Genomic DNA, 25,032 nt, shown 5'->3' with positions numbered 1-25,032 from the left:
GGCCGAGAGCTTGAATTGCCCTAACTGCGGTCAAACGGTGCCTGACGGCGCACTCGAGTGCCCAAACTGCCACGGTCAGCTCGGGCTCACGCAGAGGATCGTCATCCCAAAGGAGAGCTGGTGCCCCGTCTGCGGCGCACTGGTCGCTCCGGGGTCCCGGAGCTGCCCCAAATGCGGCTCTCCCATGGGCACCGAGCGTCCCCACACGCGCTCCTATCGCAAGATCAGGCTGCCCGAGATCTCCGAGGGCGTGTCTGACGCCTCCTCCACGGGCGAGCTGCGCGTCGCTCGCATCGAGAGCGCCATTCCCCCCTCAACCCCTGACCCGACCTCTCCCGTCGCGCGCCATGACCGGCTCCCTCGCATGCGGGCGTTCCTGCTCGCGGCGGGGCTTGCCGTCGTCGTCGTTGGCGGCGCGGCCCTGCTCATCACGCACCCCTGGGACGCTGACTTCCTCTCCATCAAGGCAACCACCCCGGCAGACACCTCCATGGCTGGCTTCCCGGGCCAGATGAGCGCTCTTTCCGGCCAGGACGGAAAGAGCGCCTCCGTGGACGAGGACACGCTCTTCTCGTCCATCAGCGACGCCTACCAGAAGCTCGGTGAGCTCGCCAGCCGCGTGGACGACGCCGAGAGGACCTTTGACTCCGACGCCGCAAGCGCTGACAGGGCTACGCGCGAGCAGGACCAGTCGGACGTCAAGGCGCTTTCCATCGAGGTCAGCAACCTCATCGTCGACATCTCCGAGATCGACTCCGGCGCGGGCGCATACACCGAGGCCCTCGACCACCTCACCACGCTCGGAAACTGGCTTCGCAACCGCATGGACGCCCTCACCGCCGGCTGGGACGTCTCAGCCTCCTCCGACGACCCCGCCGCCGACGAGGCCAAGATCTTCTCGCCGGTCAAGGCCAACCAGGACTCGAGCGGTCAGAGCAGCTACAAGACGCACTTTGACGAGAACTACGAGGCCTGGAAGCCCGAGCGCTCCCAGTAGGGCCGCCCCCCGGGCCACTCCGCCGATTATGTGAAACCGGCCCGGTGCTGGTAGTATGTAGGGGTTAGACGAGGGGCGTCGAGCCCCGCACAACAGACGCGAGGAGCAAACCATGGCCTTCGGCTTCTACCAGGATCCCCTCTACACGCCCGAGTACCAGGTCATCGGCGACGAGGTTGCCGTCCTCGACACCAGCAAGGGCGTCGTGCGCGTGACCCTTGACGGCGCGGGCGCCCCCATCCACGTCGCCAACTTCTGCGAGCTCGCCGGCTCCGGCTTCTATGACGGGCTCAAGTTCCACCGCTACGTCCCCGGCTTTGTCATCCAGGGCGGCTGCCCCAACACGCGCGATATGAGCCCCGAGGACGTCGCCCGCGGCGGCATGGGCCCCGACGGCCGTCCTGGCACCGGTGGTCCCGGATACCGCATCCACGAGGAGTTCTCCAGCAACCCCAACAATTCTCACGAGGACGGCGCGCTGGCCATGGCCCGCTCCGCCGACCCCAACTCCGCGGGCTCCCAGTTCTACTTCTGCCTTGGCCCGCAGCACGGCCTCGACAGCGGCTACACCGTCTTTGGCCAGACCGTCGAGGGCATGGACGTCATCTCCCAGCTGCGCGCCGGCGACGTCATCAACTCGATCAGGATCGAGCACGCCCAGGCCTAGGGCCCGGGCCGGCACATTGGAGGCATCTTGAACCAGCAGGCATACGAATCCGGCAAGCTCGCGTATCAGAGTGGGGACTGGCTCGGCGCCGTCGCCAAGCTCGGTGAGGCCAAGGCCCCCGGCGAGGCGTGCGGCGAGGTCGACCACCTTCTCGGCAACGCGTTCATGAAGCTCGGCCAGTACGAGTCCGCCGCGTCGGCCTACCAGGGCGCCCTCGCAGACGCCTCCTATGGCAAGCGTGGCGCGCTCTCCTGCAACCTCGGCCGAGCGCTTCTCGCCGCCGGCCGCACCCAGGACGCCGCCACCGCGCTCTCCAACGCGGTCCAGGACGCCACGTATGCCTCGCCCTACAAGGCCTACATGGCCCTCGGCGGCGCCTACGAGTCCCTGGGCGACGTCCGCAACGCGGGCATGGCCTACCGCAACGCCGCCATCGACGAGTCCAACCCTTCTCCGGCGGGTGCTCTCTCTAAGCTGGGCAGCTGCTTCATGAGGCTGGGCCGTCCCGTTGACGCCGTCGAGGCCTATCGAACGGCGCTCGACTTCACCACGCCGCTGCAGAGCCAGAGCCAGATCTACTGCGACCTGGGCCTTGCCTACGTCGCCGCAAACCGCATGAACGAGGCCGTCGACGCCTTCGACCACGCCGCCGCAGATGAAGCCTTTGCGTTCACGCCCGAGGCCCAGGCCTCCTACGACGCCGCGCGCAAGGCCGTGGCCCACGTCCAGTCCAATCGCCCCTCCGAGACCGACGCGCTCCTTGCGGCGGCCGGCTATGGCGGCGCCTACGACCCGCTCGACCCCACGGGCGCTTCCGGGGAGCTCATTCCCTCCGCCGAGGACACCGGCTTCTTCTCGGTCTCCGAGGAGGACCTCGTCGCCCAGGACATGAAGGAGCGCAAGGTCAGGCGCAAGCACCGCCACACCGGCCTCAAGGTGTTCATCACCATCCTCGTCATCCTGCTCATCGCCGTTGGCGGCTGCGCCTTTGCGTACTGGCGCGGCTTCGGCTGGCCCACCCAGCAGACCGTCGTCGAGTCCCTCTTCAAGGCAAAGACCGACAAGACAGGCATCGACGCGTACCTTGCCAACTCCCTGTCCGACTCCCAGCGTCAGGCCATCGACGACTCCCTGCCTAGCGGCGCCTCGGTCACCATCTCCGGCTCCGACCAGTCCATGGGTGCCTCCACCGTCTACGCCACGGCCGACCTCTCCCAGGGCGGCACGGTCTCCTATACCATCGAACTTGTCCGCGACGGCATCAGCTGGAAGGTCAGCTCCGTCCAGACGTCCTTCTCGTCCCAGTCCGACGGGCAGGGCAACTAGCCAAATGCACCTTGCCGTCAACCACGGCTTGACTTGATTGGAAGACATGTCTCTCTTCGACTCGCTATTCGGTGAATATGGCGGCGACCTGGCAATTGACCTCGGTACCGCCAACACGCTCGTCGCCGTGCGTGGCCAGGGCATCGTCATCAACGAGCCCTCCGTCGTCGCCATCGACAAGAGCGAGAGCCGCGTCCTGGCCGTCGGAGCCGACGCCAAGCGTATGATCGGCCGCACGCCGGGCTCGATCATCGCCGAACGCCCGCTCAAGGACGGCGTCATCGCCGACTTCGACGTCACCGAGGTCATGCTCCGCTACTTCATCGAGAAGGCCCGCGAGCGCCACTACCCGTGGAGCCCGCGCCCCCGCGTCGTCGTGTGCGTGCCCTCCGGCGTCACCTCCGTCGAGAAGCGCGCCGTCTTCGAGGCCACCATCCAGGCCGGCGCCCGCCAGGCCTACCTCATCGAGGAGCCCATGGCGGCCGCCATCGGCGCCGACCTGCCCATCGAGGACCCGACCGGCTCCATGGTCGTCGACATCGGCGGCGGCACCACCGAGGTCGCCGTCATCTCCATGGGCGGCATCGTCGTCTCACAGTCCATCCGCACGGCTGGCGACGAGTTTGACCAGACTATCCTCACGCACGTCCGCGACGTCTACAACCTCTCCATTGGCGAGAGGACTGCCGAGGACATCAAGATCAAGGTCGGCTCTGCCGCACCCCTTGCCGAGGAGCTCGACGTCGAGGTCAACGGCCGCGACGTGATGAGCGGACTGCCCAAGACCGTCCGCATCGAGAGTGAGGAGATCAGGCGCGCCCTCGACCGTCCGCTCGACGAGGTGACCAAGGCCGTCAAGGACGCCCTGGACGTCACCCCGCCCGACCTGGCCTCCGACCTCATGTACTACGGCATCCTGCTGACGGGCGGTGGTGGCCTTCTTCGCGGCCTTGACCAGCGCCTGCGCGAGGAGACCGGCGTGCCGGTCAACGTCAGCCCCACGGCGCTCGAGAACGTCGTCAACGGCTGCGCCAAGGTGCTCGAGGCCAACGCGCTTTCTGGCGGCTTCGTCCAGAGCACGGGCCAGTAGGCGTGGCCCTCTCCGCTCCGGGCCAGCGCGGTCCGTCCCTGGGAAACAACTCCAATGGCGGCGGCGCGAGGCAGCTCGCTGCCTGCGTCGTCGTCTCGCTGGTGCTCATCACGGTCAGCAGCCGCATGGGCCAGGGCGGCCCCCTCGAGGCGGTCCGTGGAGCCTTCATGACGGTGACCACGCCCGTGCGCTATCTCGGCGCCACCGTCTCGGCCCCCTTCCAGGGCCTGGGCAACATCTTCGCCAACCTTACGGCAGACCAGGCGACGCTCTCTGACCTCAAGGCCGAGAACGAGCGCCTCCAGGCCAGAAACGCCGAGCTCGAGGAGTCCGAGCAGACGGCCACCAGGCTGCAGCAGCTCCTTGACATCAAGGACACGTACAACCTGCAGTCCACCGCCGCCCGCATCATCTCCGGCTCCGCGGACTCCTGGTCATCCACGGTGACCATCGACAAGGGCGCGGCCGACGGGCTCTCCGTCGGAATGCCCGTCTCCGCCTCCAACGGCGTCATCGGGCAGATCGTGGAGTGCGGCGCCACGTCCTCCACGGTGCGTCTGCTCACCGACGAGTCGTCCAGCATCTCCGCGATGGTGCAGTCCAACAGGGCCCAGGGCATGGTCGTGGGCTCGGCCTCTGGGCAGGTCTCCCTCACGCTCATCCGATCGAGCCAGACCGTCAACGTCGGCGACGTCGTCGTCACGAGCGGCCTCGGCGGCGTCTTTCCCAAGGGGCTGCCCATCGGCAAGGTGACGAGCGTCCAGAACAACCCGGGCTCCCTCTACCTCGACGTCGTCGTCGAGCCGTTTGCTCACACGGAGAGCTTCGAGGAGGTCCTGGTGATCACCTCGCTCACCCAGGAGCAGCAGGCGACCGCCCAGGACATCTCCGAGGCAGACGCGCAGGAGGGCGGCTCGCCCGCCTCGACTGACGCCGCCGCGGGCGACGGCTCGGCTGCCGGCGACGCCTCTGGCTCCTCTGACGGCTCCACCAACTCCAACGGCTAGGGAGGGACGATGCAGATCTCGGACAAGAACAGGGAGGCCCGTGGCATCGCCCTCACGGCCATCATCTGCGCGGTGCTGCAGCTTGCCATCGCCCCCAACGTCGGCCTTGGCAACGGCCGCGCCAACCTTGCGCTGGTCTTTGCCGCCACGGTCGCCCTCACCTCGGGTGGCGGCCGCGCCGTCGTCTGTGGCTTCTTCGCGGGGCTCTTCTACGACCTCTCCACCACGGGACCCATTGGCCTCATGGCGCTCCTGCTGAGCGTCTGCGGCTTCGCGCTTGGCGGCGAGGGCAGAAACCGCCTGTCGGGCGAGTTTGCCTCCGGCATCTTGCTCTTCGTCGCGGCCGACCTCGCGGTCAACCTCGGCTACGGCCTCGGCCTCATGCTCGCGGGGCAGGGCGGCGGCTTCGTTGACGCCGTCTTTCTGCGCGCCCTTCCCGGTGCGCTGCTGTCCCTCGTCTGCTTCCTGCCCTTCGCCTACTTCGAGTCCCGCATCAGGACGAGTGGCCCCAGCCTCGGCGGCGGCCACTTCAAGAGGGGACTCTAGGGAGGCGGGCATGGACTTCTCGCTTCTCGTCATAGCGGCGTGCGCCGTCCTCGCGGTGGCGCTCGTCGTGGTTTTCCTCGTCTACGGGCGCTCCGAGGGAACGTTCAAGTTCGACATCGGCGGATCCGCGCCGCGCGCGGCCGGCGGCTCGGACGAGTCTGCCGAGAAGACCTTCTCGTCCAGGCTCGTCGGCCTTGCCGTGGCCGTCGGCGGCGTCTTCACCGTGCTGCTGGGCAGGCTGTGGTCCATGCAGCTCGTCTCGTCTGACGAGTACGCCCAGCAGGCGGAGTCAAACCGGACCCGCACCGTTTACACCTCCGCGCCCCGTGGCCGCATCCTGGACCGCAACGGAGAGGAGATCGTCGGCAACCGCCCGAGCCTCACCGTGGTGGCCGAGTCCTCCGTCCTCGATGACGAGGTCGAGATGCAGCTGCTGGCAAGCCTGCTTGGCATGCCCTGCCAGGCCGTCCGCCGCAAGATCCAGGACTCGTCCGAGGGCGCGCAGTCTTCCCGTACCGTCTGCGTTGACGTCTCGCGCCGCGTGGTGGCCTTCATCGGAGAGCACCCCGCGCTCTTCCCGGGCGTGAGCGTCCAGCAGCGCACGCAGCGCTCCTACCCCTACGGCACGCTTGCCGCGCACGTGGTGGGCTACACCGGCACGCTCACCTCCGACCAGCTCAAGGCCAGCCAGGAGTCGTCAAGCGGCGTCACCTACCGCTCCGGCGACGTCGTCGGCCAGACGGGCGTGGAGAGCCGCTACGAGAGCGTCCTTCAGGGCGTCCGCGGAGAGACCACGGTCTACGTGGACTCCTCGGGCACCGTGCTTGAGGAGTCCACGAGCATCGCCCCCCAGAGCGGAAGCGACGTCTGCCTCACCCTTGACCTCAACGTCCAGAAAGCCGCCGAGGAATCCCTCGAGAAGGTCATCATGCAGATGCGCGACAAGGGCTACCCCGCCAGCAGCGGCTCGGTGGTGGCCGTCGACTGCACCAACGGCGAGGTCATCGCCATGGCCTCGTACCCAACGTACTCTCCCAACATGTTCGTGGGCGGCATCGCCACCGCTGACTGGGACACGCTTTCTTCCGAGGACGCCAACTATCCGCTGCTCAACCGCGTCATCGCGGGCCAGTTCCCCTCCGGCTCCACCATCAAGCCCCTGGTCACCCTGGGTGCCCTCAAGGACGGCATCATCGACCTTGGCTCTACCTGGTACTGTACCGGCTGGTGGAACTGGAACGGCGACCAGTCCAGCAACGTCGGCATGAACTGCTGGTGGAAGAGCGGCCACGGCGCCGTTGACATTGCGAGCGGCCTCACCTACTCCTGCGACGTCGTCTACTACGAGATCGGCAAGGGCTACTGGTATTCCAGCGTCGACGAGGGCATCCAGGCCAACTTCAGGAACTTCGGCCTGGGATCGGCCACGGGCATCGACCTTGCCGGAGAGGCGGAGGGCCGCGTTCCCACCGCCGAGTGGAAGTGGAACTACTGGTCAAACGTGCCCGACGAGCAGCGCAGCTGGCAGGGCGGCGACAACTGCAACATCTGCATCGGTCAGGGAGACCTGCTGGTCACCCTCATGCAGATGGTCGACGCCTACTGCGCCATAGCCAACCGCGGCACCGTCTGGCGCCCCCACGTCATGAAGAGCGTGAAGGCGCGCACCGGCGACGGCTCCGTCATCCAGTACAAGCCCAAGGCCGACTCCACCGTGGAGTTCTCCGACTCCTACTACGACGTGGTCAAGCGTGGCATGAGCGGCGTCATCTACGAGGAGGACGCCGTCCAGGCCCGCCACTGGACCAACCTCGACGTCAAGGTCTGCGGCAAGACGGGCACGGCCCAGAGGAACACCGAAAACCCCATGGGCTGGTTCATTGCCTACGCACCCGCCGACGACCCCAAGTACGTCATCGGTGCCAACATGGACGAGGTGCTCTCGGGCGCGACCTCGGCAATGTACGTCGTCAGGGACGTCTTTGGCGCCATCTACGGGCAGCCCGACGACTACATGGTCGAGTCGACCGTGGCAGACGGATAGGAGGGGAGAAGAGCATGTCAAACGATATGACCGGTCCTGGCACGGGCAGGGGAGTGCTCTCCTCCCTGGGTGACAGGATGATGGGTCGGGCCTCCGGCTCCCACGCCAAGGTCTCGAAGAAGGCCGGCCCCCTGGATGGCCTCTTCCTCTCGCAGCTCATCCCCTCGCTTCTCCTCGTGCTTGCCGGCACCATAACCATCTGGACGGCCTCCCTCACCATCGCCGACGCGAACTTCCCCCGCCACCTGGTGGGCGTCGCGCTGGGACTCGTGGTGGCCATGCTCGTCTGGCGCTACGACTACCGCAACCTCGCAGGCATGACCACGGTTCTGTTCGTGCTCACGTGCTTCCTCATGGTCATGCCCAAGATCCCTGGCCTCGGCGTCTCCTCGCACGGCATGACCGGCTGGGTCAGGCTGCCCCTCGTGCCGGTGCGGTTCCAGCCGGTTGAGCTCGGCAAGGTGGCCGCCATCTTCCTCATGGCCTCCGCGTCTGCGCAGTACAACGGAAAGATCGAGCGCTTCTCGGACTACTGCCGCCTATGCGGGACGCTGCTCGTGCCCCTGGCGCTCATCGTCATCACCGACCTGGGAAGCGGCCTCGTGGTGCTCTTCCTGGGCGCCACCATCATCATCTGCAGCGGCGCCCCCAGGAACTGGGTCCTGGCCACCATCGCGCTCATCGTGGGTGTGAGCGCCCTCGTCGTCATCACCTCGATGACCGACGGACTTCCCCACGTGCTCAAGGACTACCAGCTCAAGCGCCTGCTCGTCTTTGCCGACCCCTCCATCGACCCCTCGGGCGACGGCTACAACCTCCAGCAAGCCAAGATCGCCATCGGCTCGGGAGGTTTCTTCGGCAAGGGCCTGGGCAACGCCACACAGGCGGGCAACGGGTTTCTCCCCGAGGCTCACACGGACTTCGTCTTTGCCCTGTACGCGGAGCAGTTCGGTTTCGTGGGCTGCGTCGTGCTCCTGGGCCTCTTTGCCTGGATGATCTTTGCCACCATTCTGCTTGCCATGCGCATTGACGCGCCCTTTGGCAAGCTCGTCCTGGTGGGGTGCGCCGCGCTCTGGACCTTCCAGGTCCTGGAGAACGTGGGCATGTGCATCGGCATCATGCCCATCACCGGCATCCCGCTGCCGTTCATCAGCTTCGGCTCCTCGTCCATGCTCACGCAGCTCATCTGCGTGGGCATCGTCCAGTCCGTCTGGCGTCACCGCCAGAAGGCCGCCTAAGGGGGCAGCTTATGGCATCAAAGAAGAATCGCCACTCCACGCTCGGCCTCGGCAACCTGCTCGAGGTGCTCTCCCAGGGAAGGGACTCCAGGGCAGACGCCGACGAGTCGGTGAGGATCTACGTGCTCGTGGACCTCGATGCCCCGCGTTATCTAGCCCTTGCTGTCCGGGACGCCCTCGTGCCCAAGACCCCCACGGCTGCCGTGGACGTCTGGCCCCTTGGCGTGCGGCTTGATGCGATTGACAAGGCGCCCGATGCCGCCGTCGTCATCCCCGGCGCCTCGGCGGCCGACTGCGCCGAGGCCGTCCGCCACATGGCGGGGCTCGCCGTGCCCGCCTGCCTTGTCGTGCCCTCAGCGCTCGACGCTCCCGATCTCGGCCTCGACGCCCAGGCCGAGGGCCTTGTCGGCGTCGTGGCCGCCTCTGACGCGACGGCGCTTCCGCAGAAGTTCGCCTCGTGGCTCGTGCGCGCGGTGGGGGAGAAGGACGTGGCGCTTGCGGCGGCCTTCCCGTTCTGCCGCCAGCAGGTGGTTGACGCCCTCGCGCTCCGCTGCGCCCTGGAGAACGCCGCCCTTGGAGCGGTGTCCCTCGTCCCTGGCTCGGACTTCCCGCTCATGACCACCAACCAGGCCAAGCTTACCGTGCAGATGTCGAGCTGCTACGGTGCGCCCCTCTCTCCGCGCCGCGCGGCTGAGCTTGTGGGCGTGGTGGGCGCCGGCGTGGCCTACCGCTCCTGCGCCCGCTCCGTGGCAGGGCTTCTTCCCGGCATAGGCAACCTGCTCAAGGCGGGTATCGCCTTCGGCGGCACCATGGCCACGGCGCGCGGCGTGAGGGCCAGCCTCGAGGGCTGGTCGCCGGCGGACGCCCTCGGGCAGGGCCGCCCGGCCCCCGCCGTGCCCTTCTCGCCAGCCGCGGCGGGGCCGCTTCCCGCCGCGGCTGGGCCGTCCAGAGACGAGCCCATCGAGTACCTGGAGATAGACCCTGACGGAAAGGCCCGCCCGTGAGACAGCCCAGAGAGAACCTCTTCCGGCTCCTGGAGCCGCTTCTGCCGCACGTGGAGCACCCCTCCCGCTACCTTGACCACGAGTGGGGCGCCTGCGAGGAGCAGGACGGTCCCTTCCACCTCTGCATGGTCTACGCGGACGCCTACGAGGTCGGGCAGCCCAACATGGGCCTCGCCATCCTCTACAACGCCATCAACGCGCAGAATGGCATGAGCTGCGAGCGCGCCTACCTACCCTGGAAGGACATGAGCGCCCTCATGAGGCAGCGCGGCGTGACCATGCTCTCCCTCGAGGGCGCCGCGCCCCTCGCCTCCTTTGACGCCATCGGCTTCACCCTTGCCCACGAGCTCATCTGGACCAACATCCTCGAGGCCCTTGACCTGGCCGGCATTGCCCTCGACGCCTCAGAGCGCGACAAGGACGACGCCATCGTCCTTGCCGGCGGCCCCTCGGCCTGGAACTGCGAGCCCCTCGCGCCCGCCCTCGACGCCGTCCTTCTGGGCGACGGCGAGCAGCTCATCGTCGACGTCTGCAAGAGCATCCGAGACTCCCGCGAGCGGGGCCTCTCCCGCGCCGAGCTCCTCCTGCGCCTCTCGCGCATCCCTGGCGTCTACGTGCCCTCCCTCTACGAGGTGGTCCACGACGAGGGCTCCACGCGCTGGGGCCGCGCCGTTCCGCGAGAGGGGACGAGCGCTCCGGCTGTGGTCACCAAGGCATGCATCCCCGACCTTTCTGCCACCCCGCCCGTCGCGCAGAAGATCGTGCCCTACATGGACATCGTTCAGGACCGCCTTGCCATCGAGGTCCTGCGCGGCTGCGCCCGTGGCTGCCGCTTCTGCCAGGCCGGCATGACCTACCGCCCGGTGCGCGAGCGCCCGGAGGACCAGATCGTCTCCGCCACCGTCGCCGGCCTTGCCGAGAGCGGTCACAACGAGGTCTCGCTCACGTCCCTTTCCACCACGGACCACTCGCAGTGCGCCCACATGCTCAACCGGCTTAACGACAGCCTCGGCGAGCAGGGCATCCGCGTCTCCATCCCCTCGCAGCGCCTGGACTCCTTTGGCATCGAGATGGCCACGGCCGTCGCGGGAGGCAAGCGAGGCGGCCTCACCTTCGCCCCCGAGGCCGGCACCCAGCGCCTGCGCGACGTCATCAACAAGAACGTCACCGAGGAGAACCTGGAGACCGCGGCGAGAAACGCCTTCGAGCTCGGCTGGCGCCGCTGCAAGCTCTACTTCATGATGGGCCTGCCCACCGAGACCGACGAGGACATCGTGGCCATCGCCGAGGCCGCCGAGCACGTGCTCGAGATCGGCCGGGAGGTCGTGGGCCGCGGCCGCAAGAGCGGCGTCTCGGTCTCCATCTCGGTGGCGGTCTTCGTCCCCAAGAGCTACACCGCCTTCCAGTGGGCCGGGCAGCTCGACCCCGAGGAGGTGAGGCGCCGCCAGCAGCTCCTGCTCCATTCCTGTCACGACCGCGCCATCAGGGTCTCCTACCACGACTCCCGCTCCTCACTCGTCGAGGGCGCCGTCTCCAAGATGGGCCGGGAGGGCTTCGCCCTCGTGCGCCGCGCCTGGGAGCTCGGCTGCCGCTTCGACGCCTGGACGAGCGAGTTCGACTTCTCGCTCTGGGAGCAGGCCGCCGCCGACTGCGGCCTTGACCTCGCCGACGTCGCCTGCGAGTCCTTCCCGCTCGACGCGCGCCTTCCTTGGGACCACACCTCGCCGGGCGTCTCCAAGGGCTTCCTCCAGAGGGAGTGGCGCCGCGCCGCCCTGGGCGTGACCACGCCCGACTGCACCCGTACGTCCTGCGTGGGCTGCGGCGTCTGCCCCACGCTCGGCGTGGCCAACGTCATCCAGGAGGCGCGCGCATGAGCCAAGACTGCCAGATTGCCCAGACGGACCGCGTGCTCACCAAGCGCGAGCTCCCTCGCCTGCGCTTCCGGTACGGCAAGGACGAGAGACTCGCGTTCCTGGGCCACCTCGAGGTCATCGGCACCATCGACCGCTGTGTGAGGAGGGCCCGCCTGCCCTTCTCCATCGGAAACGGGTTCGCTCGCCGCATGCGCATCCAGTTCTCGCAGGCCCTGCCCGTCGGAGCCTCGTCCTGCTGCGAGTACTTTGACGTTAAGCTCACCGAGCGCATCGACGCGGCCGAGGCCCTGGCCATGCTCGCCGTGGCCACGCCCCCGGCCCTCGCCCCCGTTGCCGCCGCCTACGTCGACGAGCCCCAGGGGGCCCTCGAGGCCTGGCTCACGCGAGCCGCCTGGGAGGTGGAGGTGCTCGGCGCCCCTGTGGGCGCGGCCGAGCTCTCCTCGGCCATCGAGGGGCTGCGCCAGGAGGGGGACCTCACCTACCTGCGCGGAGAGAAGGAGAAGCACATCGACCTCTCGCAGGCCCTCGTGGGCTTCTCCGCCAGCGATGCCGACGGATTCATTGCCCTTGCGCTGGACACGCGCTCCTCAAATGCCGGCGCGCTCCGGCCGCTCGTGCTCGTCGAGGCGGCGCTTGCCCGCCTGGGGGAAGGCACGTGCGACTCGGTGCGCGTCCGCAGGTGCGGTCAGTGGCACGAGGATGAAAGTGGTTGTCTTGTGAAACCGCTTTAGGCCATTTGGCACCCGCCGCCAACACCTCTATTCTTTACAAGGTTGTTGTGACGCGCACCCTGACGGTGGTGCCTGTTCAGTTTCCCTTACGGAATCCGCAGGTCAGGGTGAAAGTTCGTTGACGCGTCTAGGCTCCATCTGTATTATTAGGAACTGTTGCACTCACGCCAGCAATGAAGGGTTTCACACATGTACGCAATCATCGCAACTGGTGGCAAGCAGTATAAGGTTGCCAAGGGCGACGTCCTCGACGTCGAGAAGCTCGACGCGCAGCCTGGCGACAAGGTCGAGCTCCCCGTCCTTCTCCTGAACGACGGCAAGCAGACCATCGTTGACGCTGCCTCCCTGCAGGACAAGAAGGTCACTGCCGAGGTCGTCGAGCAGTTCAAGGGCGAGAAGGTCCTCGTCTTCAAGTTCAAGAAGCGCAAGCGCTATCACCGCGCCAACGGTCACCGTCAGAACCTGACGAAGATCCAGATCGTTGAGCTCCCGTAGTTTCACTTCAGAGTAGAAGAAGGCAGGTCCCACAATGGCTCACAAGAAAGGTCTCGGCTCCTCTCGTAACGGCCGCGACTCCCACGCTCAGCGTCTCGGCACCAAGCGCTATGGCGGCCAGGCCGTGAAGGCCGGCGAGATTCTCGTCCGTCAGCGCGGCACCCACATCCACCCGGGTGAGAACGTTGGTATCGGCAAGGACGACACCCTGTTCGCCCTCAAGGCCGGCACCGTCGAGTTCACCAAGGGCCAGAAGCACCTGGTGCACGTTCGCGAGGCCTAGTTGCCAAGCTTCATAGCTTAATCTTGGGACCCCGCTCGCGGGGTCCTTTTTGTATCTGATGCAAGCGGCGGGCACGTCTCGCCTGCCGTCCCAGTCCCACAGAGGGAGACCACCCGTGGAGAACACGTTCACTGACCTTTCCCACATCAACGTAAAGGGCGGCGACGGCGGTGCCGGCTGCATGTCCTTCAGGCGCGAGGCCTTCGTTCCCAAGGGCGGTCCCGACGGCGGTGACGGCGGCCACGGCGGCAACGTCATCGTCGAGGCCGACGCCCAGCTGAGCTCCCTCATTGACTATCGATACAAGCACCACTTCCGCGCGGGCCGCGGCACGCACGGCCAGGGTGCCCGCCGCTACGGCAGGGACGGTGAGGACCTTGTCCTCAAGGTCCCCCTGGGCACCGTCGTGCGCGAGCTCGACCCGCAGTCGCAGACGCCCATGTACCAGATCGCCGACCTCACGCAGCCCGGCGAGCGCGTCATCGTCGCCCCGGGCGGCGCCGGTGGCCGCGGCAACATCCACTTCGTCACCTCGGTCCGTCGCGCCCCGGCCTTTGCCGAGAAGGGCGAGCCCGCGCTCGAGCACTGGATTGAGCTCGAGATGAAGCTCATGGCCGACGCGGCCCTGGTGGGCATGCCCTCCGTGGGCAAGAGCTCCATCATCGCCCGCATCTCCGCGGCGCGCCCTAAGGTGGCCGACTACCCCTTCACCACGCTCGTGCCCAACCTGGGCGTCGCGCGTGCCACGAGCGGCCAGTCCTTCGTCGCGGCAGACGTGCCCGGCCTCATCGAGGGTGCGAGCGAGGGCAAGGGCCTCGGCCACCAGTTCCTGCGCCACATCGAGCGTACCGCCCTCATCATGCACGTCGTCGACGTGACGGGCGGCTACGAGGGCAGGGACGTCATCGAGGACTACGTCACCATCAACGCCGAGCTTGCGGCCTATGCCTCCGAGCTGGCCGTACGCCCGCAGGTGGTCGTGGCCAACAAGTGCGACCTGCCGGGCTGCGAGGAGGCCGTCGAGCGCCTGCGCGCCGCCGCCGAGGCGGACGGGCACGAGTTCTTCGCCGTCTCAGCCGCCACCGGCCTGGGCCTGGACGCCCTCGTCAACCGCGTGGCCGCCATGGTGGCGGACCTCCGCCGCGAGGTGGCCGCCGCCGAGCCTGAGCGCGACCTCACCGAGACCTGGGAGCGCGACCGCCAGCGCCGCGACAAGCGCATGGTCATCAGGCGAGAGGAGCGTCACGTCTGGCGCGTCTCCGGCGCCGCCATCGAGCGCATGGTCGTCCAGACCGACTGGGAGAACGACGAGGCTGTCGCCTTCCTGCAGCACCGCTTCGACCGCTGTGGCCTGGACCTGCAGCTTGCCAAGGCCGGCGCCGTCAACGGCGACGAGATACGCATCCTCGGCTTTGCCTTCACCTACGAGGGCGAGGGTGCGGACGACGAGTACTCCGAGGTCAACGAGGTCGAGGAGGAGCTTTTCGCGGACTCCGACGACGCCAAGGAACAGGAGTAGGCATGGCCGCCGCAGGCAGGCTCATCGTCTTCAAGGTCGGCTCCTCGACCCTCGTCGACGAGGCGGGCTCCCTCGACCGAGTCTTCATCCGGTCCCTGTGCGACCAGGTCGTCGCCCTTCGCGCGGCCGGCAACCAGGTCGTAGTCGTCTCCTCGGGCGCTGCCGCTGCCGGCCGAGACGCGCTGGGCCTCTCGTCCAGGCCCTCTGACATGGCGACGCTTCAGGCCTGCGCCTCCGTTGGCCAGACGGCCCTCACGGAGGCCTACGCCGAGGTGCTCAGGGAGCGCGGCGTCCTTTGCGGGCAGGTCCTTCTCACCCGTCGCGACGTCGTGGACCGCGATGCGTACCTCAACGCGCGCAACACCCTGACGCGCCTTCTGGAGCTCGGTGCCGTGCCCGTCGTCAACGAGAACGACACGGTCTCGGTGGCCGAGTTCACCTTCGGCGACAACGACATGCTGGGAGCCATCGTCTCTGCGCTGGTGGGGGCGGACCTCTACATCATCCTCTCCGACGTTGACGGCCTCTACACCGCCAACCCGTCCGTCGACCCCACGGCAACGCTCATCCCCGAGGTCACGCAGGTGGACCGCTCCATCTCCTCGGTGGCCGGGGACTCCTCCTCGTCCTTCGGCACGGGCGGCATGTCCTCCAAGGTGCGGGCCGCCCGCGGCATGATGGCGGCCGGCACCCCCACGGTCATCTGCGAGGGCAGGCGGCCGCGCGTCCTTTTGGACGTCGCTGAGGGCAAGTCGGTCGGCACGCGCTTCCGGCCGCCGGCGGACGCCACGCCCGAGGCCGGCCGCAAGCTTTGGATCGGCCTTGCGGAGGTCGTCCACGGCACCATCGAGCTCGACGAGGGCGCGGCAGCCGCGGTCCTGGGACATGGCGCCTCCATCCTTCCCGTCGGCGTCTCTCGCGTTGAGGGCACCTTCGAGGCCGGAGAGGTCGTGAACGTTACCAATCCCGCAGGGGAGCTCATCGGCCGTGGCGTCGTGGGATACTCCTCTGATGACATGCTCCGCGTCCGCGGGCTCAAGCTCGAGGTCATCGCGCGCTTCCTGGGCGAGGCCGCGGCCGTGCCCGCCGTGCACAGGGACGAGCTTCTCGTCCTGTAGAAGAGGGGAGAGACCCACATGGGGGAGGCACTGAGCAAAGCGAGGCTCGCGCACGAGGCGGCGCCGGTGGTTGCCGCGGCCGGCTCCGAGACGCGCTCGGAGGCCATCAGGCTCTGCGCCCAGGCGCTGCGTGACGGCGAAGGCAAAATCGTGGCCGCCAATGGGCAAGACCTCGAGCGTGCCCGCAGGGACGGCATGAGCCTCCCCCTCCAGGACCGCCTGGCCCTCACCCCCGAGCGCATCGCAGCCATCGCCGACGCCATGGACGAGGTCGCCGGCCAGTCCGACCCGCTCGGCCGCGTCCTCTCCGGGCACGTCCTCAAGAACGGCCTCTCCGTCGAGAAGGTCGCGGTGCCGCTCGGCACGGTGGCCGTCATCTTCGAGGCCCGCCCCAACGTCACGGCCGACGCGCTCGCCCTCTGCCTGCGCTCGGGCAACGCCTGCGTCCTCAAGGGAGGCTCCGCCGCGGCCGCCTCGTGCGAGGCCATCGCCGAGCTCTGCCGCGCCGCCGTTGCCAGGGCGGGGCTTCCCGCCGACGCCGTCCAGTACGTGAGCGACGACAAGACCCACTCCCAGACGGCGGAGCTACTGGGTGCAACAGGCCTCATCGACGTCCTCATCCCGCGTGGCGGCGCCGGCCTCATTCGCAGCTGCGTCCAGAACGCCAAGGTCCCTACCATCGAGACGGGCACCGGCAACTGCCATGTCTACCTGCACAGGGACGCCGATGTCAAGAAGGCCGTGGCCATAGTGGCCAACGCCAAGACCTCCCGCCCCGGGACCTGCAACTCGGCCGAGTCCCTTTTGGTGGATGCCTGCGCGGCTGAGGACGTCCTGCCCCCGGTGCTGCGGGAGCTCTCCCGCCTGGGCGTCGAGCTCGTCGGAGACGAGCTGGCCTGCGCCATCGCGGCCGCGTCCGGCGTACCCATGTCCGCCGCCACCGTGGACGACTGGGGTCGCGAGTACCTCGACCTCAAGATGAGCGTCTGCTGCGTGGAGGACGTCGAGGAGGCCATCGCCCACGTCAACCGTTACGGCATGGGCCACTCCGAGGCCATCGTGACCGAGAGCTACGCCGCCTCCCAGGCGTTTCTCGCCCGGGTTGACGCCGCCGCGGTCTACGTCAACGCCTCCACGCGCTTCACCGACGGCGGGGTCTTTGGCCTGGGCGGAGAGATCGGCATCTCAACCCAGAAGCTGCACGCCCGCGGCCCCATGGGCGCGGAGGCCCTCACTACCACCAAGTACCTGGTGCGCGGCTCTGGCCAGGTGAGGTAGGCATGTGCTCTGGCATTGACCTCACCGACCTGCCGCCGCTGGGCGCAGACCCCTCCCGCACCTACCGGCTCGGCATCATGGGCGGCACCTTCGACCCCATCCACTACGGCCACCTCGTCGCCGCCGAGCAGGCCTTCGATGACCTCAGCCTTGACGTCGTGGTCTTCATGCCCGCAGGCAGGCCCGCCTTCAAGCTCGACAAGAAGGTGACCTCCGGCGAGGACCGCTATGCCATGACCCTTCTGGCCACCTCCGACAACCCACACTTCCTGGCCTCGCGCTTCGAGGTGGACCGCGAGGGCGTGACCTACACGGCCGACACTCTCCGCCAGCTTCGGGAGCTCTATCCCGAAAACGTCGAGTTCTACTTCATCACGGGCGCAGACGCCATCACCGAGATCGTCGCCTGGAGGGACGCCGAGGACATCGCGCGGCTGGCCCACCTCGTGGCAGCCACCCGCCCCGGCTACGAACTTGACCGCGCCTGGGACGCCATCTCGGCCTCCGGCCTTGCCTTCGACGTCACGTACCTCTCGGTTCCCGCGCTTGCCATCTCGTCGAGCTACCTGAGGGAGCGCGTGGGCGCCGGCCAGAGCCTCAGGTACCTCACGCCCGACTCCGTGACCGGCTACCTGCACAAGCATGCCCTCTACGGCGCCAAGTCGAGCCGTTACGGCCAGACCGAGGAGGTGGTCGCGTGAGCGACCGAACGAATGGCGAGAAGACCGCGCGGGTGGTGGCCTACGCGCCCGAGCAGCAGGACCTTCTCGCCCGCATCGAGTCCGCGGTGAGGGTCCAGCTCGCGCCAAAGCCAAAGCGCCTCGCGCACTCGCTCTCTGTCGCCGACTGCTGCGAGGGGCTCGCCCTCACCTATGGCGTCGACCCCTTCTGCGCGCGTGCGGCAGGCCTCCTGCATGACTGGGACAAGGTCGTCCCGGCAGGAGAGCTCGTCTCCCGCGCCCGGGGCCTTGGCATTGACATGGGCGTTGACCTGGAGCTCGTCGAGCCCCTGCTCCATGGCGTCGTCGCCGCGCGCGAGCTTCCGGACGTCTTTCCGGAGCTTCCCCGCGAGGTGTGGCGGGCCGTCGAGGTGCACACCACGGCGGCGGCAGCCATGAGCCCGCTCGACCAGGCCCTCTTCGTGGCTGACGGCATCGAGCCGCTGAGGCCGGCCACCCCCGGCATCCAGACGGTGCGCGAACTCGTTGGCAAGGCCCCTCTCGAGGAGGTCTTCTGGACGTCCTTCGTGGGCGGCATCACCTACGTCCTCGAGGGCGGGCGCTACCTCTATCCTGGTACCATCGACACGTACAACTCGCTCGCCGCCGCCAGGCGCAACGCCTCGCGCGGCCCCGCCAAGAGCGCCTAGACCCCAAGAAGGAGAAGCACATGACCGCAACCTCACTGCAGATAGCCCAGGTGGCCGCCGCCGCGGCCGACTCCAAGAAGGCCGAGGACATCGTCCTCATCGACCTCTCCGGCAAGACGGACGTCTGCGACTACTTCCTCATCTGCACCGGCGGGAACAACCGTCAGGTGGACGCCATCGTCGACGAGGTCCGCGCCAAGGTGAGCAAGAACTGCGAGCTGCAGCCCATCTCCACCGAGGGACGCGAGGGCCTGCGATGGGTGCTCGTGGACTACGGCTGCGTCGTGATCCACGTGTTCACCCCCGAGATGCGCGACTTCTACCGCCTCGAGCGCCTGTGGGGAGACGCTCCCCGCGTGGAGCTCGACCTCGAGGGCGCCATGGCTCCGGGAGCCTTCGCCGCCGCTGCCGACTCCTCCGACGAGGACGATGCGGCAGACGCGCAGGCCGAGGAGTAGGATGGCAACTCGCCCCTTGCCCTAGGCCTCGTCCTTGTGCATTGGGGCGGTGTCGCTCACACGGTCCCGCAGCCTGAGGTCTCGTCCATAGGCCAGGGCCTCGTCTCCAAAGCGGTCTCGCAGCGAGTCCGTAACCCTTGAGAGCGCCGAGCGGTCGCGCATTTCGTGGCCGCCCGGCGCCTTCTCGTCAAAGAGGCCAAGCTGCTGGGGCCTTACGGTCTTCTCGCCAAAACCCGTGAGGCCGACGCCCACCAGCCGCAGGGGCATTCCCTCGGTCCACACCTCGTCGAGGAGCTCCTGGGCAACCGGGCCAAACTCGAGCTCGTCGTCGGTTGGGCGCGCAAGGCCCCTCTGCGCCGTCCTCGCGTGGGAGGCGTCGTACTTGACGCGCAGGGTGACCGTCGTCCCCTTGAGGCCCTTCCTCCTCAGGCGGCGCCCGGTGATGGCGGCGACGTGCATGATGGCCGCGAGGGCGTCCTCGCGCCTCGTCAGGTCCTCGCTGAAGGTCCGCTCGTTGGAGACGGACTTGGCGTCCTCTGGCGTGGCGGCGTCCGCGACCACGCTGTTCTCCAACCCCGCGGCTCTCAGCGCCATCCTCGGTCCCACGACGCCAAAGACGCGGGAGAGGCGATCCGGGTCGGTGCGGGCAAGCTCTCCCAGGGTGCGCACGCCCATCTCTTGCAGGCGTCGCTCCGTCGCCTGGCCGATGCCGCTCATCACGCTCACCGGCAACGGGGCCAGGAAGGCCGCCTGCGTCCCGGGAAACACCACGGTGAGGCCGCGCGGCTTCTCGCGCTCGGAGGCGATCTTCGCCACCGTCTTGTTGACTCCCAGGCCTATGGAGCAGGTGACGCCGAGCTCGCCCACGCGTGCCTGGACCCTGCGGCAAATGTCGACGGGGCTCTCGCGAGAATAGCGTCCGGGCGTCACGTCAAAGAACGCCTCGTCGATGGAGACCTGCTCGACCAAGGGAGTCTCGTCGTAGAGGATGGCCATGACCTGGGCGCTCATCTCGCGGTAGCGGTCGTGGCGGCCCTGCGTCCAGATGGCCTGCGGGCAGAGCCTCTCGGCCTGCCAGGAGGGCATCGCGGAGTGGACACCGTATCTCCGGGCCTCGTAGGAGGCGGTGGAGACCACCCCGCGGCGGTCTGCGGAACCGCCCACGATGACGGGCTTGCCACGCCACTCGGGGTGGTCGAGCTGCTCCACCGACGCAAAGAAGGCATCAAGGTCAAGCAGGCCTATCGCCTTGCCCTCCCAGGCAAAGGCGTCAGATGCGGACCTCGCTGTGTCAGCTCTCTTCTCCATGGGGGAGATTATAGGGCCCTCTACAGCGTGACGTGAAAGCACGTCCCCTCGGCGGCGTCGCTCGTCGCCCAGATCTTTCCGCCATGGGCCTCGACCGTGCTCTTTGCGATGGCAAGGCCCAGGCCGTAGCCGCCCGTCTCCTGGCGGCTCCTCGCCTTGTCGGTGCGGTAGAAGCGGTCAAAGAGGTGCTCCAGGTCTTCCGGCTCAATCAGTGGCCCCCTGTTTGCCACCGTGAGCTGGGCGTGGCTGCCCGCCTGCGTCAGGCGGACGTGTACCAGGCTGTTGCGCTCCGCGTACTTGGTGGCGTTGTCCAGAAGGGTCCGGACGACGCGGCCGAGCTGGTCCGCGTCCCCCCTGACGACGATGCCCTCAGCCACTTCCGAGTCTATCGAGCAGCCCCGCTCGAAGGCCACGGCGTCAAACTCCAGGGCCGCCTCGTCCACGAGCGACGAGAGGTCGACCTCGTCGTGGCGCAGGGCGTCCTCCGTGGTTCCCGCGGCTGCCTCGTCGGCGCGCGCCAGGGTGAGAAGGTCCTCCACCAGTCCCTTCATGTGGTCGGCCTCTTCGGCCGTGCTTTCCACCCACCTGCGGCTGCCCTCGGGAATGGAGGCGTCCCGCTGAAGGATCTGCGAGTTCGCGCAGATGACCGCGAGCGGCGTCTTGAGCTCGTGGCTCGCGTCGGAGATGAAGCGCCGCTGCTGGTCCCAGGCACGCTCGACGGGGGAGAGCGCCCACTTGGAGAGGATGCGGACGACCACGGCCAGGGCCGCCATGGCGCCGACGAAGATCGCCACGTCCATGCCGAGCTGCCGCGCTATGGCGCCGTCGCGCGACGTGGTGTCGCAGAGCGCGAGCGTGAATCCGGAGACGGTCTGGCGCTTCATCCACGCCACGTGGAGCTTCTCGCTGTGGCCGGAGTCGGAGGGGCTCTGGATCGCCTTTGCAATGACGCCGGCCATCTGGTCGCTCGAGACCTCGATGGCCGCGCCCGACCTGCTGAGGACCACGCCGGCGTCGCTCACGTCCAGCGTCACCACGAAGGCGCGGTCCGCGTTCTCGCCTTCGCCAAGGGTCGGGGGCTGCGCGTAGCCCTGCTCCAGGCTCTTCTCCAGCATGGAGCGTGTGATCTCGCCTTGGGTGTTCACGGCCGAGGCAAAGGTCGAGCCGAGGGCCGCCACCAGGACGAGCCCCACGAGCAGCAGCGTTATGGCACAGAACTTGCGGCGGAGCCTCTTGAGCATGGCCTTCTCCCAGGGTCTAGGCGACGTCGCCCCAGTCTAGTCCCCAAAGACCTCAAGGCGGTAGCCGAGCATGCGCAGCGTGGTTATCTGCACCTTGGAGCCCACGTGGTGGAGCTTCTTGCGCAGGAACGAGACGTAGGCCTCCACGGAGTTCTCCGAGGCCTCGGCGTCTGCGCCCCAGACGCGCGTGAGCAGGTCCTGCTTGGAGACCACACGCGCGGACGAGCTCATCAGGATGCTCATGACCTCGAACTCCTTGCCCGAGAGGTGCACCTTGCGCTCGCCGCAGGAGAGGTCGTGGGTCGAGAGGTCCAGACTCACGTCGGCAAAGCTCACCTCGTCAAGCAGCACGTCGCCGCGGCGCCGCGTGAGCGCCCGCAGGCGGGCCAGAAGCTCCTCGGCCTCGAAGGGCTTGGTCATGTAGTCGTCCGCGCCGGCGTCCAGCCCCTCCACCTTGTCGGCAAGGGAGGCCTTTGCCGTAAGCATGAGGACCGGTGTCGAGACCTGTTGCCTGCGCATCTCGTGGACGATCTCCGTGCCGCTCATGCCGGGCAGCATGACGTCCAGGACGACGGCGTCGTAAAGGCCGCTTGTCGCCCCGGCGAGGCCTGCGCGGCCGTCGTAGACGGCCTCTGCGTTGTACGACCCGTCCTCGAGGATCTGCACGATGGCGTCCGCTAGGTTCCTCTCGTCCTCAACGACAAGCACGTTCATGCTCGGACCTCCTCTGCCGGCCCCCTTGGGGCGCTCTTGGTTTAAGGGCTTTCAGGTATCGTAGGACGCGGCACTTAAAGCGGCCTGAAGGCCGTCCTGCCCGTCACATTGCGTACCACGTCCGTTCACAAAAACTGCACCTTGCGGCCATATTGAAGAGTCGTATGATAGGTAACTGTTTTGTGGCTTAGCGGCACAGCCTTCCTAACAACCACGTGTGCCGCATGTCTGGAGGAGTTACTTTGGCAGTCAAGATCCGCCTGGCCCGTCACGGTGCCAAGAAGCGTCCGTACTACCGCGTCGTCGTCGCCGACGGCCGTATGCCGCGTGACGGCCGTTACATCGAGGAGGTCGGCCGCTACAACCCGCTGACCAACCCGAAGGTCATCGACATCAACCTCGAGAAGGTTGACGAGTGGATTTCCAAGGGTGCCCAGCCCACCAACGCCGTCTCTCACCTGATTGATGTCGCCCGCTCCGGCGAGGTCATCACCGAGAAGAAGGCCAAGATGTCCAAGAAGGCTGCCGCCAAGGCTGCCGCTGCCGCCGAGGCTGCCGCCGAGGCCGCCGCTGAGGCTGCCGACGCCGAGTAGCTGCGTGGTCGATCAGATGGAGACCACGGGTAGCAGCGAGCTCGAGGGCGCCGAGGCCGAGGAGATGCCCTCCGACAAGGTCGCAGACCTTGTGGAGTACATCGTCTGCGGTCTTGTCGACGACGAGTCAGCCGTCTCCCTTGACGTGACCGATGGCGAGAGCGGCTCGCTCATCGAGGTCACGTGCTCCGAGGAGGACGCAGGCAGGGTCATCGGCCGCAAGGGCCGCACGATCAAGGCGATCAGGACCCTCGCGCGCGCCCTTGGGCAGCGCGTAGGCACTGCCGTCGAGGTCGAGGTCGTAGGCTAGGCCACGGTGCGAGAGCGCTATAGAGTCATAGCCCGTGTGGAGAAGACCCACGGGAGAAGAGGGGAGGTCGTGACGGTTCCCGTTCACGGCCTTCCCTCGCTTATGCGTGAGGGCCTCAAGGTGGCCGTCGTGCCTCCCCAGCTCAAGGGGAGCCGCTGGCACACGGTCGAGGAGGCCACCGACGACGGCCGAGCGGGACAGCTCGTCTCGTTTGCCGACGTCACCACCATCGACGGGGCGCAGGGGCTCGTGGGCCGCTACGTCCTTGCCAGCCGGGAGGACCTGCCCGACGACTTCGAGCTCAGAAACGTCGAGCTTCTCGTCGGGCGCCAGGTCTCAGACGAGGGCCTTGGCCTTTCCGGCACCATCGCCGAGGTCATGGTCGGCCCCGCCAACGACGTCTGGGTCATCGACGTCGCGGGCGAGGGGGAGCTCCTGCTTCCCGTCATCGACCAGGTGGTGGGGGAGGTCCCCGAGAAGGGGGCCATCCCGGTCAACGCGGCGGGATTCTACCAGGGAGGTGCCGACAGGTGAGGTTCGAGACGCTCTCCGTGTTTCCGGAGGTCTTTGCTCCCTACCTGGATGCCTCCATCATGGGCCGCGCCCAGAGGGCTGGCATCCTCGACTTTGCCGCGCACGACCTGCGCGACTGGACCCATGACCGCCACCGCACGGTCGACGACGCACCCTTCGGCGGCGGCCAGGGCATGCTCATGAAGCCCGCCCCCATCTTCGAGGCCGTCGAGGCCCTCTCCGCCGAGGGGTCGCGCCCGCACGTCGTGTTCTTCTCGCCATGCGGGAGGCGCTACGACCAGTCCTGCGCCGAGGCGCTCTCGCACGAGGAGCGCGTGCTTCTGGTCTGTGGGCGCTACGAGGGCATGGACGAGCGCGCCTACGAGCTCGCCGACGACGTCTTCTCGCTGGGAGACTACGTGCTCACCGGAGGGGAGCTCGCGGCCATGGTGGTCATCGACTCTGTGGTCCGCCTGCTGCCGGGCGCGCTCGGAGATGCCATGAGCGCCAAGGACGAGTCGTTCTCCGACGGCCTGCTCGAGTACGCGCAGTACACGCGCCCGGCCAGCTACCGCGGCATGGACGTCCCCGAGGTTCTTCTGGGCGGGGACCACGCCAAGGTGGACGCCTGGCGCCGCAGGAGCGCCGTAGAGCGCACCGCCCGCTGGAGGCCGGACCTCATCGAGGGGGCCGACCTCACGCCCGACGAGCTCGCGCTCGCGCGGGTGGTCATGGAGGGGGAGGGGGACCATGTCCTCTAGGGAGCGTGGCGGGTCCTCCATCCTGAGCCTTCTGGGCACGGTCGCCCTGGCCGTGGTCATCGCCGTCCTGCTGAGGACCTTCGTGGTGGGCGTCTACCAGGTCCCCTCCGGATCCATGCTCGACACCATCCAGATCGGCGACCTTCTCGTCGGCGAGAAGATCAGCCTTAGGTTCGAGCCCCCCAGGCAGGGGGACGTCGTGACCTTCGACAGTCCCCGAGACCCCGCGACCACGCTCATCAAGCGCGTCGTCGCCACCGAGGGCCAGCAGGTTGACCTTCGCGACGGCGTCCTCTACGTGGACGGCGTCGCCGAGGAGGCCGCCTACACCGAGGGCAAGCCCACATACTCGCTCTCGGACATGGAGGGATCTGCGGGCATCCAGTACCCGTACGTGGTTCCGGCCGGCTGCGTCTTCGTCATGGGCGACAACCGCACCAATTCCGCAGACTCCCGCTACTTCGGTCCCGTGAGCGTCAAAGCGGTAACATCGAGGGCATTGTTCATCTACTGGCCGCTCCAGGACGTGGGGACGCTCTGACCCCACG

27 protein-coding genes and 1 pseudogene are annotated in these 25,032 nt (G+C 67.8%); 25 read left to right on the top strand and 3 right to left on the bottom strand.

The features are described 5' to 3' along the window. Window positions 1-10 precede the first annotated feature (10 nt). From DXV50_RS10060 to rsfS, 20 genes and pseudogenes are all read left to right on the top strand, one after another. Window positions 11-166 (top strand): annotated as a pseudogene (locus tag DXV50_RS10060) (zinc-ribbon domain-containing protein); the annotation flags it as partial. An 18-nt stretch (window positions 167-184) separates the two neighbouring features. After that, on the top strand, window positions 185-997 hold the full coding sequence (locus DXV50_RS09680; RefSeq protein ID WP_232817448.1) for an SPX domain-containing protein: 813 nt from the start codon (window positions 185-187) through the stop codon (window positions 995-997). 112 nt (window positions 998-1,109) lie between these two features. Continuing rightward, on the top strand, window positions 1,110-1,664 hold the full coding sequence (locus DXV50_RS03865; protein WP_117204878.1) for a peptidylprolyl isomerase: 555 nt from the start codon (window positions 1,110-1,112) through the stop codon (window positions 1,662-1,664). Window positions 1,665-1,691: 27 nt separating this feature from the next. After that, window positions 1,692-2,990 carry a tetratricopeptide repeat protein gene (locus DXV50_RS03860; protein WP_117204877.1) on the top strand — a complete coding sequence of 433 codons (1,299 nt, stop codon included), beginning with the start codon at window positions 1,692-1,694 and terminating at the stop codon, window positions 2,988-2,990. A gap of 46 nt (window positions 2,991-3,036) precedes the next feature. Then, window positions 3,037-4,080 carry a rod shape-determining protein gene (gene mreB / locus DXV50_RS03855; protein WP_117204876.1) on the top strand — a complete coding sequence of 348 codons (1,044 nt, stop codon included), beginning with the start codon at window positions 3,037-3,039 and terminating at the stop codon, window positions 4,078-4,080. 2 nt (window positions 4,081-4,082) lie between these two features. Beyond that, on the top strand, window positions 4,083-5,087 hold the full coding sequence (gene mreC / locus DXV50_RS03850; RefSeq protein ID WP_232817447.1) for a rod shape-determining protein MreC: 1,005 nt from the start codon (window positions 4,083-4,085) through the stop codon (window positions 5,085-5,087). A 9-nt stretch (window positions 5,088-5,096) separates the two neighbouring features. Beyond that, window positions 5,097-5,633 carry a rod shape-determining protein MreD gene (gene mreD / locus DXV50_RS03845; RefSeq protein ID WP_117204875.1) on the top strand — a complete coding sequence of 179 codons (537 nt, stop codon included), beginning with the start codon at window positions 5,097-5,099 and terminating at the stop codon, window positions 5,631-5,633. A 10-nt stretch (window positions 5,634-5,643) separates the two neighbouring features. Then, window positions 5,644-7,677, top strand: coding sequence for a penicillin-binding protein 2 (gene mrdA, locus DXV50_RS03840; protein ID WP_117204874.1), 2,034 nt, complete (start codon window positions 5,644-5,646; stop codon window positions 7,675-7,677). A 77-nt stretch (window positions 7,678-7,754) separates the two neighbouring features. Beyond that, the gene (locus DXV50_RS03835; RefSeq protein WP_117205979.1) at window positions 7,755-8,915 is read left to right on the top strand and encodes an FtsW/RodA/SpoVE family cell cycle protein; all 1,161 of its coding nucleotides are present in this window, start codon (window positions 7,755-7,757) and stop codon (window positions 8,913-8,915) included. A gap of 11 nt (window positions 8,916-8,926) precedes the next feature. Further along, window positions 8,927-9,919, top strand: a complete 993-nt coding sequence (locus tag DXV50_RS03830; RefSeq protein WP_117204873.1) for a hypothetical protein — start codon at window positions 8,927-8,929, stop codon at window positions 9,917-9,919. Then, window positions 9,916-11,793, top strand: a complete 1,878-nt coding sequence (locus DXV50_RS03825) for a TIGR03960 family B12-binding radical SAM protein (protein WP_117204872.1) — start codon at window positions 9,916-9,918, stop codon at window positions 11,791-11,793. The genes DXV50_RS03830 and DXV50_RS03825 overlap by 4 nt, the downstream gene beginning before the upstream one ends. Then, the gene (locus DXV50_RS03820) at window positions 11,790-12,524 is read left to right on the top strand and encodes a TIGR03936 family radical SAM-associated protein (RefSeq protein WP_117204871.1); all 735 of its coding nucleotides are present in this window, start codon (window positions 11,790-11,792) and stop codon (window positions 12,522-12,524) included. The genes DXV50_RS03825 and DXV50_RS03820 overlap by 4 nt, the downstream gene beginning before the upstream one ends. A gap of 189 nt (window positions 12,525-12,713) precedes the next feature. Further along, entirely contained in the window at window positions 12,714-13,019 is a 306-nt protein-coding gene (gene rplU / locus DXV50_RS03815; RefSeq protein ID WP_117204870.1) for a 50S ribosomal protein L21, read from the top strand. 34 nt (window positions 13,020-13,053) lie between these two features. Beyond that, window positions 13,054-13,302, top strand: a complete 249-nt coding sequence (rpmA, locus tag DXV50_RS03810; RefSeq protein WP_117204869.1) for a 50S ribosomal protein L27 — start codon at window positions 13,054-13,056, stop codon at window positions 13,300-13,302. A gap of 115 nt (window positions 13,303-13,417) precedes the next feature. Next, window positions 13,418-14,821 carry a GTPase ObgE gene (gene obgE / locus DXV50_RS03805; protein ID WP_269801603.1) on the top strand — a complete coding sequence of 468 codons (1,404 nt, stop codon included), beginning with the start codon at window positions 13,418-13,420 and terminating at the stop codon, window positions 14,819-14,821. A gap of 2 nt (window positions 14,822-14,823) precedes the next feature. Continuing rightward, window positions 14,824-15,939 carry a glutamate 5-kinase gene (gene proB, locus DXV50_RS03800; protein WP_117204867.1) on the top strand — a complete coding sequence of 372 codons (1,116 nt, stop codon included), beginning with the start codon at window positions 14,824-14,826 and terminating at the stop codon, window positions 15,937-15,939. A gap of 18 nt (window positions 15,940-15,957) precedes the next feature. Continuing rightward, complete coding sequence (locus tag DXV50_RS03795; protein ID WP_117204866.1) at window positions 15,958-17,217, top strand: glutamate-5-semialdehyde dehydrogenase; 1,260 nt, start codon at window positions 15,958-15,960, stop codon at window positions 17,215-17,217. Window positions 17,218-17,219: 2 nt separating this feature from the next. After that, entirely contained in the window at window positions 17,220-17,918 is a 699-nt protein-coding gene (gene nadD, locus DXV50_RS03790) for a nicotinate-nucleotide adenylyltransferase (protein WP_117204865.1), read from the top strand. Then, the gene (yqeK, locus tag DXV50_RS03785) at window positions 17,915-18,586 is read left to right on the top strand and encodes a bis(5'-nucleosyl)-tetraphosphatase (symmetrical) YqeK (RefSeq protein ID WP_232817446.1); all 672 of its coding nucleotides are present in this window, start codon (window positions 17,915-17,917) and stop codon (window positions 18,584-18,586) included. The genes nadD and yqeK overlap by 4 nt, the downstream gene beginning before the upstream one ends. Before the next feature lie 20 nt (window positions 18,587-18,606). Next, entirely contained in the window at window positions 18,607-19,044 is a 438-nt protein-coding gene (gene rsfS / locus DXV50_RS03780; protein ID WP_117204864.1) for a ribosome silencing factor, read from the top strand. A gap of 21 nt (window positions 19,045-19,065) precedes the next feature. On the opposite strand, the gene dinB is transcribed toward rsfS, so the two are convergent. From dinB to DXV50_RS03765, 3 genes are read right to left on the bottom strand one after another with little or no spacing between them, the layout of a single operon-like run. Beyond that, a complete protein-coding gene (gene dinB / locus DXV50_RS03775; RefSeq protein WP_117204863.1) occupies window positions 19,066-20,352 on the bottom strand; it encodes a DNA polymerase IV in 1,287 nt (428 codons plus the stop codon). Between the two features lie 20 nt (window positions 20,353-20,372). Beyond that, a complete protein-coding gene (locus DXV50_RS03770; RefSeq protein WP_117204862.1) occupies window positions 20,373-21,593 on the bottom strand; it encodes a sensor histidine kinase in 1,221 nt (406 codons plus the stop codon). A 36-nt stretch (window positions 21,594-21,629) separates the two neighbouring features. Next, window positions 21,630-22,307 carry a response regulator transcription factor gene (locus tag DXV50_RS03765; RefSeq protein ID WP_117204861.1) on the bottom strand — a complete coding sequence of 226 codons (678 nt, stop codon included), beginning with the start codon at window positions 22,305-22,307 and terminating at the stop codon, window positions 21,630-21,632. Window positions 22,308-22,549: 242 nt separating this feature from the next. Here DXV50_RS03765 and rpsP point away from each other — a divergent pair, with 242 nt between their 5' ends. From rpsP to lepB, 5 genes are read left to right on the top strand one after another with little or no spacing between them, the layout of a single operon-like run. Continuing rightward, on the top strand, window positions 22,550-22,900 hold the full coding sequence (rpsP, locus tag DXV50_RS03760; RefSeq protein ID WP_117204860.1) for a 30S ribosomal protein S16: 351 nt from the start codon (window positions 22,550-22,552) through the stop codon (window positions 22,898-22,900). A gap of 16 nt (window positions 22,901-22,916) precedes the next feature. Next, window positions 22,917-23,210 (top strand): KH domain-containing protein, encoded by a 294-nt coding sequence (locus tag DXV50_RS03755; RefSeq protein ID WP_117205977.1) that lies wholly within the window; start codon window positions 22,917-22,919, stop codon window positions 23,208-23,210. A 6-nt stretch (window positions 23,211-23,216) separates the two neighbouring features. After that, entirely contained in the window at window positions 23,217-23,744 is a 528-nt protein-coding gene (locus DXV50_RS03750; RefSeq protein ID WP_117204859.1) for a ribosome maturation factor RimM, read from the top strand. Further along, window positions 23,741-24,484: a tRNA (guanosine(37)-N1)-methyltransferase TrmD gene (trmD, locus tag DXV50_RS03745; RefSeq protein WP_117204858.1), complete on the top strand. Its 744-nt coding sequence runs from the start codon at window positions 23,741-23,743 to the stop codon at window positions 24,482-24,484. Before DXV50_RS03750 ends, trmD begins: the two co-directional genes overlap by 4 nt. Continuing rightward, window positions 24,474-25,025, top strand: coding sequence for a signal peptidase I (gene lepB / locus DXV50_RS03740; RefSeq protein WP_117204857.1), 552 nt, complete (start codon window positions 24,474-24,476; stop codon window positions 25,023-25,025). The genes trmD and lepB overlap by 11 nt, the downstream gene beginning before the upstream one ends. Window positions 25,026-25,032: the final 7 nt, after the last annotated feature.

The sequence above is a fragment of the Paratractidigestivibacter faecalis genome (assembly GCF_003416765.1).
GTDB classification, from domain to species: domain Bacteria; phylum Actinomycetota; class Coriobacteriia; order Coriobacteriales; family Atopobiaceae; genus Paratractidigestivibacter; species Paratractidigestivibacter faecalis.
This window is presented reverse-complemented; position numbering and strand designations above follow the sequence as displayed.

What these genes read in the sequence shown, in the direction of transcription:
- nadD (WP_117204865.1), top strand. Translation starts at nt 17,220, where the DNA reads ATGTGCTCTGGCATTGACCTCACCGACCTGCCGCCGCTGGGCGCAGAC.
- DXV50_RS03865 (WP_117204878.1), top strand. Translation starts at nt 1,110, where the DNA reads ATGGCCTTCGGCTTCTACCAGGATCCCCTCTACACGCCCGAGTACCAG.
- DXV50_RS09680 (WP_232817448.1), top strand. Translation starts at nt 185, where the DNA reads ATGGGCACCGAGCGTCCCCACACGCGCTCCTATCGCAAGATCAGGCTG.
- lepB (WP_117204857.1), top strand. Translation starts at nt 24,474, where the DNA reads ATGTCCTCTAGGGAGCGTGGCGGGTCCTCCATCCTGAGCCTTCTGGGC.
- dinB (WP_117204863.1), bottom strand. Translation starts at nt 20,352, where the DNA reads ATGGAGAAGAGAGCTGACACAGCGAGGTCCGCATCTGACGCCTTTGCC.
- mreB (WP_117204876.1), top strand. Translation starts at nt 3,037, where the DNA reads ATGTCTCTCTTCGACTCGCTATTCGGTGAATATGGCGGCGACCTGGCA.
- DXV50_RS03755 (WP_117205977.1), top strand. Translation starts at nt 22,917, where the DNA reads ATGGAGACCACGGGTAGCAGCGAGCTCGAGGGCGCCGAGGCCGAGGAG.
- DXV50_RS03820 (WP_117204871.1), top strand. Translation starts at nt 11,790, where the DNA reads ATGAGCCAAGACTGCCAGATTGCCCAGACGGACCGCGTGCTCACCAAG.
- rsfS (WP_117204864.1), top strand. Translation starts at nt 18,607, where the DNA reads ATGACCGCAACCTCACTGCAGATAGCCCAGGTGGCCGCCGCCGCGGCC.
- rplU (WP_117204870.1), top strand. Translation starts at nt 12,714, where the DNA reads ATGTACGCAATCATCGCAACTGGTGGCAAGCAGTATAAGGTTGCCAAG.
- DXV50_RS03770 (WP_117204862.1), bottom strand. Translation starts at nt 21,593, where the DNA reads ATGCTCAAGAGGCTCCGCCGCAAGTTCTGTGCCATAACGCTGCTGCTC.
- mrdA (WP_117204874.1), top strand. Translation starts at nt 5,644, where the DNA reads ATGGACTTCTCGCTTCTCGTCATAGCGGCGTGCGCCGTCCTCGCGGTG.
- DXV50_RS03830 (WP_117204873.1), top strand. Translation starts at nt 8,927, where the DNA reads ATGGCATCAAAGAAGAATCGCCACTCCACGCTCGGCCTCGGCAACCTG.
- DXV50_RS03795 (WP_117204866.1), top strand. Translation starts at nt 15,958, where the DNA reads ATGGGGGAGGCACTGAGCAAAGCGAGGCTCGCGCACGAGGCGGCGCCG.
- mreD (WP_117204875.1), top strand. Translation starts at nt 5,097, where the DNA reads ATGCAGATCTCGGACAAGAACAGGGAGGCCCGTGGCATCGCCCTCACG.
- rpmA (WP_117204869.1), top strand. Translation starts at nt 13,054, where the DNA reads ATGGCTCACAAGAAAGGTCTCGGCTCCTCTCGTAACGGCCGCGACTCC.
- DXV50_RS03765 (WP_117204861.1), bottom strand. Translation starts at nt 22,307, where the DNA reads ATGAACGTGCTTGTCGTTGAGGACGAGAGGAACCTAGCGGACGCCATC.
- DXV50_RS03835 (WP_117205979.1), top strand. Translation starts at nt 7,755, where the DNA reads ATGATGGGTCGGGCCTCCGGCTCCCACGCCAAGGTCTCGAAGAAGGCC.
- proB (WP_117204867.1), top strand. Translation starts at nt 14,824, where the DNA reads ATGGCCGCCGCAGGCAGGCTCATCGTCTTCAAGGTCGGCTCCTCGACC.